The 12,716-nt window shown below is 44.2% G+C and carries 13 protein-coding genes; 3 read left to right on the plus strand and 10 right to left on the minus strand.

The genetic code is table 11. From position 1 onward, the window contains the following. Positions 1 to 10: 10 nt before the first annotated feature. The 5 genes from phnE to LKE40_13450 all read right to left on the minus strand — a co-directional run bounded on the left by phnE (position 11) and on the right by LKE40_13450 (position 4,553). Positions 11 to 823: a phosphonate ABC transporter, permease protein PhnE gene (phnE, locus tag LKE40_13430; protein MCH3918432.1), complete on the minus strand. Its 813-nt coding sequence runs from the start codon at positions 821 to 823 to the stop codon at positions 11 to 13. Further along, on the minus strand, positions 824 to 1,582 hold the full coding sequence (gene phnC / locus LKE40_13435) for a phosphonate ABC transporter ATP-binding protein (protein MCH3918433.1): 759 nt from the start codon (positions 1,580 to 1,582) through the stop codon (positions 824 to 826). It abuts the gene before it with no gap. 62 nt (positions 1,583 to 1,644) lie between these two features. Further along, positions 1,645 to 2,691, minus strand: a complete 1,047-nt coding sequence (locus tag LKE40_13440; GenBank protein MCH3918434.1) for a PhnD/SsuA/transferrin family substrate-binding protein — start codon at positions 2,689 to 2,691, stop codon at positions 1,645 to 1,647. 57 nt (positions 2,692 to 2,748) lie between these two features. Beyond that, positions 2,749 to 3,693, minus strand: a complete 945-nt coding sequence (locus LKE40_13445; protein MCH3918435.1) for a LacI family transcriptional regulator — start codon at positions 3,691 to 3,693, stop codon at positions 2,749 to 2,751. Between the two features lie 248 nt (positions 3,694 to 3,941). Then, a complete protein-coding gene (locus LKE40_13450; GenBank protein MCH3918436.1) occupies positions 3,942 to 4,553 on the minus strand; it encodes a cytidylate kinase-like family protein in 612 nt (203 codons plus the stop codon). On the opposite strand from LKE40_13450, the gene LKE40_13455 reads away from it, so the two are divergent. Further along, positions 4,537 to 4,821 (plus strand): hypothetical protein, encoded by a 285-nt coding sequence (locus LKE40_13455; protein ID MCH3918437.1) that lies wholly within the window; start codon positions 4,537 to 4,539, stop codon positions 4,819 to 4,821. The two genes, LKE40_13450 and LKE40_13455, sit on opposite strands and share 17 nt — an antisense overlap. Positions 4,822 to 4,892: 71 nt before the next feature. Here the strand turns inward: LKE40_13455 and LKE40_13460 are convergent, their stop codons facing one another. The 3 genes from LKE40_13460 to LKE40_13470 form a co-directional block, all read right to left on the minus strand. Continuing rightward, positions 4,893 to 6,029 carry an MFS transporter gene (locus LKE40_13460; protein MCH3918438.1) on the minus strand — a complete coding sequence of 379 codons (1,137 nt, stop codon included), beginning with the start codon at positions 6,027 to 6,029 and terminating at the stop codon, positions 4,893 to 4,895. A gap of 223 nt (positions 6,030 to 6,252) precedes the next feature. Then, positions 6,253 to 7,683: a DHA2 family efflux MFS transporter permease subunit gene (locus LKE40_13465; GenBank protein ID MCH3918439.1), complete on the minus strand. Its 1,431-nt coding sequence runs from the start codon at positions 7,681 to 7,683 to the stop codon at positions 6,253 to 6,255. A 39-nt stretch (positions 7,684 to 7,722) separates the two neighbouring features. Continuing rightward, on the minus strand, positions 7,723 to 8,178 hold the full coding sequence (locus LKE40_13470) for a MarR family transcriptional regulator (protein MCH3918440.1): 456 nt from the start codon (positions 8,176 to 8,178) through the stop codon (positions 7,723 to 7,725). Between the two features lie 303 nt (positions 8,179 to 8,481). Here LKE40_13470 and LKE40_13475 point away from each other — a divergent pair, with 303 nt between their 5' ends. Continuing rightward, on the plus strand, positions 8,482 to 9,129 hold the full coding sequence (locus LKE40_13475) for a lactate utilization protein (GenBank protein ID MCH3918441.1): 648 nt from the start codon (positions 8,482 to 8,484) through the stop codon (positions 9,127 to 9,129). Between the two features lie 26 nt (positions 9,130 to 9,155). Here LKE40_13475 and LKE40_13480 read toward each other — a convergent pair whose 3' ends face one another. Next, the gene (locus LKE40_13480) at positions 9,156 to 10,814 is read right to left on the minus strand and encodes a hypothetical protein (GenBank protein ID MCH3918442.1); all 1,659 of its coding nucleotides are present in this window, start codon (positions 10,812 to 10,814) and stop codon (positions 9,156 to 9,158) included. Between the two features lie 327 nt (positions 10,815 to 11,141). On the opposite strand from LKE40_13480, the gene LKE40_13485 reads away from it, so the two are divergent. Beyond that, complete coding sequence (locus tag LKE40_13485; GenBank protein ID MCH3918443.1) at positions 11,142 to 11,870, plus strand: hypothetical protein; 729 nt, start codon at positions 11,142 to 11,144, stop codon at positions 11,868 to 11,870. A 41-nt stretch (positions 11,871 to 11,911) separates the two neighbouring features. Here LKE40_13485 and LKE40_13490 read toward each other — a convergent pair whose 3' ends face one another. Next, positions 11,912 to 12,655 (minus strand): DUF4405 domain-containing protein, encoded by a 744-nt coding sequence (locus LKE40_13490; protein MCH3918444.1) that lies wholly within the window; start codon positions 12,653 to 12,655, stop codon positions 11,912 to 11,914. Between the last annotated feature and the right edge of the window lie 61 nt (positions 12,656 to 12,716).

Below are 12,716 nucleotides of genomic sequence, written 5' to 3' on the forward strand. Positions count from 1 at the left end.
ACCGGTCCTCCTAGGTTATCTTGCTTCTGATGTAGTGGCTGGTTGACTCAATGATAGCCACGGTGAAAAACAGCATGAGAAGGATCATGCCGACTTTGTCCCATTCCATGTAACTGATCTTTTCACTGAGAATCAGCCCGAGTCCTCCGGCTCCTACATAGCCGAGGATTGCCGCATACCTGACATTACCTTCGAAACAGTACAGGCTGTTAGAAATATAGAAGGGAAGAATCTGCGGCAGTATTGCATAACGAAAACAAGCTCCCCATGACAATCCCATGGATTGCATTGCCTCATACGGTCCCATGTCTACGGTCTCTATTTCTTCATATAGCAGTTTGCCTAGGTAAGAAAAAGAAAATACAAAGATTGCGATTGTGCCCGCAAGGGTTCCTAGTCCCCAGATATAAGTAGCAATCAAAGCCGTAACAAGGGTCGGAAGTGTCCTGAGGATTGAAAACATTACCCTGACTGCTGAAATGACAATTTTGGATGAAACAAGGTTATTGCTTGCCAGCATTGCAAACGGGATGGCCAATACAGCTCCTATGGAACAGCCGAGAAGACTCATCTTGATGGTATCGAACAGAGGTGTCCAGATGTTGGGTAAATATTTGGTGTTGAAAGGAAACATCTGAGCCAACAGATACCAGAACTGGTGTCCTCGCTTTGCCAGTACGGCAAAGGAAAAACCTGTCACTTTGACGGATACATAGGAAAATGCAATGATGACAAGGGCAATGAGCAGCGCATTGCTACGGGGCTTTGCCACAGAATTTCCATTCGATAGGATCATTTGCCTTGCATGTTTAGGCATCGCCATCTATGCTTCCTCCTTTTGCGAAACTTCATCACCATAGATTGATTTCAATATTTCATCATTGATTTCTTTTGAGGGCCCGTCGAAGACGATTTCTCCTGCCTTTATCCCTATGATTCTATGTACATACTGCAAGGCAAGGTCCACATGGTGAATGTTGATCAGGACGGTAATACCTAAATCCTTGTTGATTCTTGCAAAATCACTCATGACGGCATTGGCAGTGACGGGATCCAATGCTGCTACCGGTTCATCTGCAAGGATAATCTTAGGATCCTGGGCAAGTGTCCTTGCCAATGCCACTCTCTGTTGTTGACCACCAGACAGTTGGTCTACCCGAGTATAGGCCTTGTCAAGGATACCGACTTTGTCCAATGCTTCCAAAGCATCCATTTCCATGCTTTTAGAGAAAGTTCCGGTAATTTTTCTCCAGCCTTTGAGTCTTGGGACAAAAGAAGTGAGGACGTTCTTGATGACCGTAGTCCTCGTGACAAGATTGAATGACTGGAAGACCATACCGATTCTTGTCCGATATTGTCTCAGTTTCTTGCCTTTCAGAGTATGTACGTCAAGACCGTCGACAGTAAGCGAGCCCTCGGAGATGTCATGCATTTTGTTGATTGCTCGGATCAAGGTAGATTTGCCTGCACCGCTGAGGCCTATTATGCCGATGAATTCACCTTGTTCAATTTCAAGGTTGACATCTTTCAGCCCTACTACACCGTTGGGGTACACTTTTGTTACATGGTCGAATCTGATCAATTTTATCTCCTCAGGGCTGCAGCCACGTTTTTCGTGGCTGCAGGAATGTTATGCCTTTCAGGCTATTTTGACATGCTCTTCATCAGTGCATTTGCCTTGCGGGTATTGTCGTAATCGGAATCCTTTGCCTTTACATATCCCTGGTGGGAGTAAATGGCTATGACCTTCTTACCGGCATCGGTCTGGGCAATCTTGATGAATGCATCCTGCAGGGCTGCCTTGAAGTCAGGAGTCATGATCGGGCTGTTGTCACTGACGGAGATAGTATCATTCATGATTTTGTCAGTCACTCCGATGACATCGGTTTCGTCCCAGATAGATTTTGTCCTGCCAAGGGTGGTATCCCATTTCTTATCATAGTCCCTGCGTGCGTCGGCATAGGCACAGATGATGTCTACCTGTTCGGAAGCCAACCGTGCGAAACCTGAACCATAGGAATCGCATTGGACAGCCGTATTGAGATCAAGGACGGTCTTTCCATCATAGTATTTCTGTAACCACATGGTAGGATAGACATATCCTGCTGAAGAAGTTGCACTCATGATAGCCCATTTTGCACTGTTGAGGTCATCCCATGTCAGCTTCTGTCCAGCATTGACCTTCTTTGCCAATTCCTTGCCTTTTGCGGAGGGGCCTGCGATAATCAAGGCCCTGTAGTAGCCGACTTGGCTGTTAGGATCTCCTACGGTAGGTTTGTTGTTGTTCCAATCGATTGGGTTCTCACTGTCATTTGAAAGACCTGCACGAGTTGCGGTCAGGATGACGTCAGCCCCCATCTTGGAGTACTGGATGTAGGTACTTGCCGGAATGAAACCGATATCGATGGTACCTGCAGTAAGGGCGACACCGACCGCTTCATAGGAAGTGCCGACGGCGATGTCTACCTTGTCTACGGTATATCCTTCACCGGCTAGGGTCTCTTTGAGAAGACCTGCGAGGGGAGCCGTCTGTGTAATGATTTCATCGGGTTCCCTTGAGGGTACGAAGTATACCTTCAGTGTGTCAATGTGCTTGCTTGAAGCAGCAGAGGTTGTTTCAGCCTGTCCCTGTGCGAACACTGATGTCGCCGCAAGCAGGCTGGCCAATAGGAATGTCAGAGCCTTTTTCATGATTTTCCTCCAGAAAATATTGAAATGAGATGAATGTCAGCCACATGGCTGTCATTTCTAGCTTTCCAAACGCGGTGGGGCATACACCACCAACGATTCAATCCTTTCTCCGCTGATTTTTTCCATGATCATGTGGATGGCGGATTTCCACACTGTCTGTGAAAACAAATTAAGTACCTTCGGGTAGGCACTTTCCTTCAGATAGGGTATGTCTCTGTACACGACCAGAGAAACTTCATCAAACTTTCCATATTGCTTCAGGGCTCCGATGACGCCGGAGGCTACTGCTTCTTGTCCTATGAGATAGCCATTGCACAATCTGTTTTCCTTGATTGCCTTTTCTGCCAGTTGCCAACCGCTGTCCCGGCTTATATCTGCCACAAGAAATGCAGATTCATCCAATTTCCCATGAGACTGAAGTACCTGTTTGAAATTATCGATTCGCTGTTGCCCTATGGTCCTGTTGCCGTCGGTTCCTATGCCACCGATATAACCGATTTTTTTACAATGGCCAAGATAGTTGAATACATCGTTCATGCCGTTGCCATAGTCAACAATGATGGTGTCATAGGCATAGGAATGGGTATTGTGGTCAATATAGAGGATTACGGGAGCAATCTTTGACAGTTTTGTTTCTTCTTCCTTGCTCATGGGACCGAAAGCAATCACTGCATCGACCATTCCGTCGAAATCTTTGCCGATCCTTCTGAAGACAATGCGGGAGCCCAGTTTCATTTCTCCTACCAGATCGTAGAGAAAATCATAATCAGGATGGTAGCTTCCCATAGGTACCAGACGGGAATCGGCAATGGCAATGATATACGTGGCCATACCATCTGCTTTCTTTGTTTTCTGAAGCCTGTAACCCAGTTCATCAGCAGCTTTGAGGACATTGTTCCTGATGTCCATCCTTACCCGTATGGTAGCATCGTTGTTCAGTACTCTTGAAACTGTTGACAGTGATACTCCTGCCTTTTCAGCAATCTCTTTCATCGTGACCATACGGACTCCTTGGCTTCTATGGTAAATTGTTTCAGAAACTTTTCGCAAGTATTTTCTGAAATATTCACAAAAATTTAATATCTTATATCAAAAATGTAAATAATAGGTCAAATATGTTAAGGTATTTGTCTGGCTGAGGTCCTAGATGTCCTTATATTACTGCCCATATATCGATATAAAGCTGAAAAAAAAAGACATTCCTGCTAGGAAACGTCTTTTTCCTTTGTTTTTTGCTTTATGGAAACTGGCTAATTTGCACCTTCCAAGTGGAAATAGTCCTTGGCAAACTGAGTCAGGTTGACTGCTGTACCTTCTACCCCAAGTACACTGCTGTCGACCATCAGTTGCATATGGTGGTAATCCGAAGGGAGATACCTTGCATAGTGCAGATGATAGGCATCCCTGGCCTTGTCTACCGAATTGATCATTTTCTTTGCTTCGGCCTCTTCCATATAGAGGGTTTGTGTGCAGTTTTTCATTCGAGCTTCCATGGGGGCATAAATGAAGATACTTAGCCTCTGTTCATAATCTTTCAGTATATAGTCTGAGCAACGGCCCACTATTATGCAGCTGGCTTTGTCACAGAAGTCAAGTATAAGCCGTTTCTGTGCTTCAAAGATCTGGTCTTGCCTGTCTGTCGTATCAGTACCAAGCGGAAAACGCATGATGGAAAGATACGCTTCATGTGCCGCTTCCTCTTCTTTGCTGATCACTGATACCGGTAGATTCAGCCTACGTGACACCTCGTCGATGATATCCCTGTCATAGTATTCGATGCCGAGAGCTTCAGACATCTGCTGTGCAATCTGGCGGCCAAGACTACCGAACTGGCGGTTGATAGTAATGACGAATCTGGACATGCTGCCTCCTGTCATGGGCACATATGCCCATCCGCATTCTTATTTTTCAATGCCATTTGCAAAAGTCTCTGCAGTTTTTCCTGCATCGGCCAAAATTGTTCCAGAGAATGCAGAAGCTTCTCTGGAACAGGTTTTCCATACGGTAACATTAATTTGCAAGCTGCGTAAATCTCCATTTTTGCTTAGTTCCGACATTCATATATACATTCTTGATATATGCTGCTTGTCTTGCCATGCCTTTCTGCGGATTGAAGTTACATTTGTTTAGGTGTTGCATTCTGTTGAAGGTGGATGATAAACGATTCTGTTACATGTCGGCAACCGACAACCTGCTGTCTTTTACTGTTTCTTACTTTTACTGAAATAAAATTGTAGGAATGCAACGGCACTGAAACTGCTGATGGCACCGCAGCACAATGCCGATATCAATGATAGGTCACCCAGTTTCCCATAGAGCAGGTTGAGGGGTATGTCTATTGCATCCATGAAAAATGCATTCACAGAAAGTGCAGTGGTTCGTTCAGAACTTCTGACCTCCTTATGTTGGAGATCTGTCTGTAGTGGCATGAAGAGACTATAGCTGACTCGTAGCAGGACGACGGCAATTACAGAAAGCAACAGGTTGACCGTCAATATCTGTATGACTGCTGCAAATCCTGCAAGGCCAAGCAAAATGGATGATGTCCGTCGTTTTCCGAATCTTGCTGTCAGCCTGTAGGAACAGATGCCAAGCATTCCTGAAAGTGTAACCAGTGCATGGCAGATACCTATCTGTGTCATGGTAGCGTTGCAGCGCAGATACTGCAGCTGACTGAAGAATACGGTAAGATTCTGATGGACGACATCAAATAAGGCAACTGCCAGAAGGAGCAAAAGCAGTTTTGGAGAAGGCATGGGAATTTTCTTGGTGGCAATGTGGCTTTTGCACTTGTCGGTATGTTTGGGTTCTTTGATGCCTACTGAAAGTATGGTAGCCAACCCATATGGGAAAATGGTCCATGATGCGGCTTTTGCAAAATCATCTTTGATGAAAAGTGCAAAGACAATTGAAGCGAAAAGCTGTCCTGCCGTAGAAAAAGCATCATATGTGCCGAAAGTTTTCTGGGCTTTTTCCTGTTTGCATGAAAGATAGAGCAATGTCGTATCCAGCCCTGAAAGTCCTGCAAATACAAACCCGAGGAGAATCCTTTCAAGTAGAAAAAACCAGAAATCGTGTGCATAGTAAAAGATAATCTTTGTGATGAAGAACAGCAAAGTACAGATGACCATGCTGTTCTTATAACCGATTTCGTCTGCTACGATTCCCCATGGAAGTTCGAAGGTGAGGCTTGATGCCATAAAACAGCTTTCGATCAACATGATCTGTAGCATTGAAAGTCCTGCTGCCTGTCGGTACAAGGTGGCTATGGGGCCATAGAATACCATTCCCTGAAGCAGGGAAATCAGGTAGAGCAGGTATATGTTCCTGTTGTTCATAGATAGTGTCCGAAAATAAATAGAAATGACTTTCTTCCTGACGAAGAAAGCTCGATGTCAGTTTGTTTTTATTTTCGGATTACTAAACTGGAACATATATCATGATTTGAATCTTTCCAGTTCTATTTGCTTTTGTCAAGCTATGGAGAAAACAAAGAAGCAACTACTAGCTGCTTTCTTCTATGCCTGATACTCTTGAAAAATTTTTTCCGAAGTTCCTTGCTTAGGTTCTTGCGGTGTTTTTTATAGGAGTGTCATGGGACTTCTTTGCTTTTGAAAAGATGGCAGAAGAACATAACAACCCTGTGCAGGCAAGGATAAAGAGCAGATAAAAGGCTTCTGCACTTCCTTTTGCCGTGGTAACTATGAGATTGCTCGTACTTCCTTGTTGGGCAGCAGCGACAATTGCTGCCGTTATGGCAGTCCCTACCGCACCTGCAAGTTGCTGCAAGGTGTTTATGATGGCATTGCCGTCAGCTTGTAATGTATCCGATATCTGCCTTAAGCCATTTGTCATCGTATTGCCCATGAGAAAGCCTTGTCCGAATGTAAAACATACATAGAATATGATAAAGAGATCTGTCGTGAGTTCCCATGCGAAAATACTGTAGCATAATGTTGCCATGACCATTGCCAGATTACCGATGATGATCGGTTTTTTTGCTCCCATCCTATCCAGGATCTTTCCACTGAAAGGCGCCAATATGGCACCGAGCATGCAGCCGGGAAGCAGAAGGCAACCTGCTGTAAAAGGATTTTCGCCCAGGACAATCTGTGCGTAGTTCGGAATGAGGAAACCTAGGGCCAGGCAGATGAACTGGCCGAAGACAATTACAAGTACACTGAGGGTGAATATATGATTATGGAATATATGGAGATGTACTATCGGCCTCTTGGTTTCCTTAGAATGTTTTCTGAAAAGGATAAATCCGATGATACTTGTCCCAAAAGGGCCTATTACCTGTATGCTGGACAGACCTGCAGTTTCAATCTGGTCAATTGCGTAGATGAAACTAGTAAATCCTATGACTAGGCATAGATAACCGAACCAGTCGAATGATGTTTTCTCGGTTGCTGCAGAACGTATGGAAAAGAAACCAAGGAAAAATGCAAGTATCTGAAAAGGTAGCAGGATGGCAAATATCATTCTCCAACCAAACGTGTTGATGATCATACCACCTACTGATGGGCCTATGGCAGGTGCCATTGCACAGATCAGGGTAGCAATTCCCATCATCATGCCCATTTTATCCAAGGGGGCCTGTTCCAATACGATGTTGAACATCAAAGGCAAGGCAATGCCTGTGCCGATTCCTTGGATAAGCCGTCCTGCGACAAGTAGTGCAAATGTAGGCGCAATGGCATCTATTACCGTTCCTATTATGAACAGCAGCATTGCTGCTATGAAGAGATTTCTTGTCTTGAAACGCTTCTTCAGAAATGAAGATGCAGGAATAACATTTGCCAACATCAGCAGATAAGCAGTAGTAACCCATTGTACTGTTGCGGTTGTTATGTCGAATTCTTTCATCAATGTAGGGAAGGTAACATTCATTGCTGTTTCAATGACGACCCCCATGAAGGAAAGCAGACCTGTCGCAACAATCGACAAGACGAGTCTCGTATCTATTCTTCTTTCATATGGACTATCCATATATACTCCTCACGATAATCAGTTCAGTAAAACAAGAAGTCAGGATGTGTGGAGCTTCGTTTCTTGTCCTTTCATGATTTCATAGGCTTGAAATATCGTTGCTGCAGTAGTCTGTATAGCCTGTTCGCTGATTGAAGAGAACAGCAAAGCCAGTTGTGCATGGTATTCTTTTACATAGATCTGATAGTAAGTCTGGCCAGAAGTGGTCAGGGTAAGGGAAGTTACCCTTTTGTCTACCTGTTCCTGGTTTTTTGTCAGGACATGCTTTGCTTCCAATTCATTGATCAGTCTGGTGATGCTTGGTGCTGTTACTTTCAGTTCCTTGCTGATATCACTGATTTTTACCGGTTGCCCTTTCTCGCTGAGGCAGTGGATAGTATCGATGACCCTGATGTGGCTTGGACTCAGACCATCGGGAAGCCCCGGCAGGATTTCAGTAATCCTTTTTGCCTGCTGGCATGCTGTCAGAAATTTTTTTATTGATTCCACGTTCATATTTTTATTATTACCTTAGATAATTACTTATGGTAAGTATTATCTGAAAAACAGGTTTTTCGTCAATAGGATGCAAGAAAAGCAGTATTCTACTTAGTAGGCAGGTCTCTTTGCTGTTGTTGGATCAAAAGATCGGTCTATGGACAAAAGATTGCTTCTGATGTCAGAATATCAATGCACCCTGTGGTGGTGTAAGACAATGATTTCGTATGGAGAGCAAGAAAGTTCAAGCCATACATTTCTTGTCTTGATATGATAGAGGTAAATATGGCAGACATTTTAAATAGAATAGATCAATTGAGATTGGCAAAGACGACCGAAAACCTGAAAAAGAACAACTTCCAGGTTGTCTTTGTTGAAAAAAAAGAAGAGGTACTTTCTGCCTTTGCACGACTCGTTCCCAAAGGCAGTACCGTATGTTCTGGCAATTCTCTTTCCATACAGGAATGTGGCCTTGCAGAAAATCTCAGGAAAAGCAAATCTTATACCTATATGGACAAAACCGTTCCAGGGATTTCTGAGCAAGACAAGGAATTGATCAACCACAAGGCCTTTGGTGCGGATGCATATCTTTGCAGTGCAGATGCCATTACGGAACATGGGGAATTATATCAGGTCGATGCGCTTGGCAATCGGATTGCGGCAATGATGTATGGACCTAAGAAAGTCATTGTCGTTGCGGGGATGAACAAAATTGTACCTGACCTGGCCTTTGCCGTGCGACGGGTAAAACAGATAGCCTGTCCTGCCCATGCCGCATTGCATGGTTGGGAAACCTTTTGCTTTTCCAGCGGTACTTGCATAAGTCCTGGCTGTGAACCCGATAACCTTATGGCTGTACCTGCGGGGTCCTGCCAGACTTCCCTGTGTAGCTTTTCAACGGTTTTTGCCCAACAGCCGGTCAAGGACCGTATCTGCGTCATCTTGGTCGGCGAGAAACTGGGGCACTGAGGCTTATGAAATGACCGGACTGTAGATCAGTCCGGTATGGTCAGCTTTGCAACCAGATATCCCTGGATATTTGTATCAAGGGAATTGCTGTTGTCAAAATCTTTATTGCAAGTACCGACAATGGCAACTCCACCATTGATATTAAACTGCTTGCTGATTGCGATTTGTGTAGTCGTATTGTAGATCAGTTCATGGCTGAGAGGACCGACCAATAGGAAAGATTTGGAAAAGTCAGTCGGGATATAGTCCGTGATGGCGTTATTGTATTTAATGCCTAGCGGGCCTTTGAGAATATAGGTAAGGGAAGAGTGTATTTCGCGTTTTTCCTGAAGCATGTCCTTCGAGAAGGCCAGGACGAAACAATCAGGTCCATACGGGTAACCATTGTAACCTATTTCATCACCATCCGTACCTCTGTAGCCGACGATGAAATCGTAGTTGTAATTCAGGTTGCTTTCAGAATCATCATCAGCCGTGTTATATTTTCTGTTCAAGTATAGATAAGGCATGGTATAGACCATTTCGATTCCTGTAGTGACAAGGGCTCCATCTTGTTGTTCGACATGTTTGACATTGCACAGCAGGCCACTGGCATTGGGAAACCTATCTGTGCTTTCCCACGGAAGCTGTACCTGATCCAACAGTAACTGTGCATAGAGGGAATATCTGGGGGCAAACGTATAACGTATTGCTCCTGACACCAGATTGTTTGCCTCATCAGAGTGTGCCGAGTCTATCTCTTCATCGAGGTATTCTTTTTCGCTGAAGTTATAAAAGTTGTGAGGATAGATCATCGGTTCCAGTTCCATCAGTGCAAGCGTGTCTGCATAGACCATGGAAGACTGTCCGAGTATTATCTGCAGGTTATCCAAGACATTTGTTTCCAACCTGTGGCTTACATAGTATTGTTTCTTTCCATCGTTTGCATAGGCATTGAAGTTGAGAGAACCTGTCTGTACATTGTATTGGATGACCGTCAGATTGTAGAGCATGCGGTCATTGAGACAGGTCAGCTTTGCGTAGTCCCTATGGGTAAAATTGTCTGAAAGGGCAAGGTTCCCTGTAATGCCGTCTCCTTCGCTCAGATGATTCCTACCCAGTTGGAAATTGACGTTGTTGTTTCCTAGTGAGATACCGGCTTGATAAGGGGTATAGAGTTCCTGCTGCTCCTCACCGGAGAATAAGAAAGTCCAATTGGCATCGATCAGTTTTTTCTTATCCGTGGAGTCTTGAATCGGAGCCTTGACTACAAAGTTTCCATTCAGTACCAGGTTATCTCCCATATCTGCATTGAAGGAACCGTCGAGGAGCGACGGTCTGTCTTTCTGAGGATACACTGATTCATACCATCTGATGGCTTTTGGGAAGACTGTATTGACACCATAAGCTAAGCTGAGATGTAGGTCGGTACTATTTGCCTGATGAAGTTCTTTCTGTAGCTTTTCATAGATATCTTTCTCATATGCCGACAAAGTATCAGGATTGATGTGCTCAAGTGCAGTAACAAGCTGGGCCGCTGTCACAGGAGTTGCAGAGGATGGCCCGCTGCAGCCAGAAAGAGTGCAGAGAGCCATTGTTTCTTTATAGGCTAAATCGGAACCTTTATATAACCGTTGTAAATTCATGGCCCGTAATCCTGTTGTCAGGCACAAGAAAATAGTTACCGATGTAAATAATTTTTTCATATCTAAAATCCTGTCGGTATTCTATCAGCTAAGCAAAACGGTTTTCAACCCATATAGCATGGAATGCTTTATATGAGGAACCGGTCTTTGACTTATCCTGATTGAGGAGAATCGAAATACCGATATAAAATGAGTAGATTTTTCTTTTCAAATCATTACATATCAGTGTATAATATAATTGTATGTATAGATGTTATATGCAAGAAAAAACTTGTTGTAAGGCAGGCGGAAAGAGATAAACAATATTCTGTTTTTCTTTCAATTCTGTTGCTGTAACAGAGGCTGTAATGAACAGGTTCTGTGTACAGAAGGTATCAGGAGGCACCAATGAGTTCATACAAAAAACACGCAATTGTTAATTTTGTGGCTTTGATTATTACCATCGGTATCAATGCTCTTGCCAATATCCTACCGTTGGGAGGCCGGACAACAGGGGAGGTATCTGGAGCGATTGACCTGTTCATTACACCTGCGCCGTATACCTTTGCAATCTGGTCGGTCATCTATGTTGCACTGGTTGTTGTTTGTTTGCAGGCGTTGGGAAGAAAAGAAGCTACTGTTGTCCTTGGTGGTGATTTCCTTGCCAGCTGTATTGCCAACAGCCTATGGATTATCTGTTGGCATTTGCTTCCTGTCCAGATTTCTTTCTTTGTCATCCTGCTTCTGTTGTTTTTTTTATACAGAATTGCCCGGCGTATGGTTGCTGAAACGACTGATTTAGGGAAGTTGTTCCGTTTTACTTTCTCTGTATATTTCGGGTGGCTTACGGCAGCAACATTAGTCAACTTCTGCGTATTCCTTTATGCCATTGGAGTTGTCCCTTCCATCGCATTGACCGTGTTTTTGCTGGCAATAGCCACAGCATGTGCACTGCTGGTACTGCACGGATGGTCCTTGCCTTGGTATGCTCTTACAGTTGCTTGGGCCTTGTTCGGTGTATGCGTCAGGAACATGGGAAAGAATATGGTAGCACCTATTGCACTTATCCTTTGTCTGGTACTGGTTGCCGATGTCATATTTCAAAAGATCAGGCCAGTAACCGGCTCATCTGACTGATGATGTGTTTGGAGCCGGTCCTTTTGCTTTGATGACCTGGATTACTGCACTGAAGGGCCCTGAAGTTTCTTCTTTCGCTTTGAGATGCCGTCTGCCACTTTTGCTGCAGCGAAAGCAAAGACATAGGTAATCGAACCATAGGTAAGGAAGGTCATGATCGTATCATCCCATTGGATTACCTCCAAAGGACTGGTAAGAGTACCTTCACTGTGGTTCCTTCCTGAGCCTCTGCCTTGTCCTTCTCCTCGGAATTCTTCTGTTCCGTTTCTGAAAGGAGCAGCAAGGAATGAAAGGAATCGGGAAGATACCAGACTGTAGACGCCGAATGCCAGGATGGTGCTTATCAATAGAGTAGCCAGGATCTTGGGTAAATGGAGCCTACGTGCAATCATGTTGAAATGAAGTCCCAGATGAATCCCGACAAGGACCAGCATTATTGCAGCAGTTGTCAGGTGGATTGTCTCCCAATAACCTGCACCATGGAAGGAGAAGATGATTTTACTGATCATCAGGCTGCTGATAAGCATGACGATCACGCAGATTCCGAGCAGGATGTTGACTATATAGCCGATCCTGGTTTTCTTGTTGATTCCTGAAGAAAATGCCTTTTTGAATAAGTTTTCAACATATCGTGGGTGGATAGCAATGTGTACGACCATCAATCCAAGTAAGGCCAGGCCAAAGACCTCATGGAATTTCAACGTCACCGCAAACTTATAAAACATCAGAAAGAACAGGACAGAGAGCAGTGCATCAAGTAGTAGCAATGCAGTTGACTTTTTCATTTTTTCCCTTTTCCTGCAGCAGCAAGCTATTGCTGCAGTATTTTTTAATGTTATATATCCT

This window comes from Spirochaetia bacterium, from assembly GCA_022482625.1.
GTDB lineage: Bacteria > Spirochaetota > Spirochaetia > Sphaerochaetales > Sphaerochaetaceae > Pleomorphochaeta.

What these genes read in the sequence shown, in the direction of transcription:
- phnE (MCH3918432.1), bottom strand. Translation starts at nt 823, where the DNA reads ATGGCGATGCCTAAACATGCAAGGCAAATGATCCTATCGAATGGAAAT.
- LKE40_13440 (MCH3918434.1), bottom strand. Translation starts at nt 2,691, where the DNA reads ATGAAAAAGGCTCTGACATTCCTATTGGCCAGCCTGCTTGCGGCGACA.
- LKE40_13465 (MCH3918439.1), bottom strand. Translation starts at nt 7,683, where the DNA reads ATGGATAGTCCATATGAAAGAAGAATAGATACGAGACTCGTCTTGTCG.
- LKE40_13450 (MCH3918436.1), bottom strand. Translation starts at nt 4,553, where the DNA reads ATGTCCAGATTCGTCATTACTATCAACCGCCAGTTCGGTAGTCTTGGC.
- LKE40_13490 (MCH3918444.1), bottom strand. Translation starts at nt 12,655, where the DNA reads ATGAAAAAGTCAACTGCATTGCTACTACTTGATGCACTGCTCTCTGTC.
- LKE40_13485 (MCH3918443.1), top strand. Translation starts at nt 11,142, where the DNA reads ATGAGTTCATACAAAAAACACGCAATTGTTAATTTTGTGGCTTTGATT.
- LKE40_13460 (MCH3918438.1), bottom strand. Translation starts at nt 6,029, where the DNA reads ATGAACAACAGGAACATATACCTGCTCTACCTGATTTCCCTGCTTCAG.
- LKE40_13455 (MCH3918437.1), top strand. Translation starts at nt 4,537, where the DNA reads ATGACGAATCTGGACATGCTGCCTCCTGTCATGGGCACATATGCCCAT.
- LKE40_13470 (MCH3918440.1), bottom strand. Translation starts at nt 8,178, where the DNA reads ATGAACGTGGAATCAATAAAAAAATTTCTGACAGCATGCCAGCAGGCA.
- LKE40_13480 (MCH3918442.1), bottom strand. Translation starts at nt 10,814, where the DNA reads ATGAAAAAATTATTTACATCGGTAACTATTTTCTTGTGCCTGACAACA.
- LKE40_13445 (MCH3918435.1), bottom strand. Translation starts at nt 3,693, where the DNA reads ATGGTCACGATGAAAGAGATTGCTGAAAAGGCAGGAGTATCACTGTCA.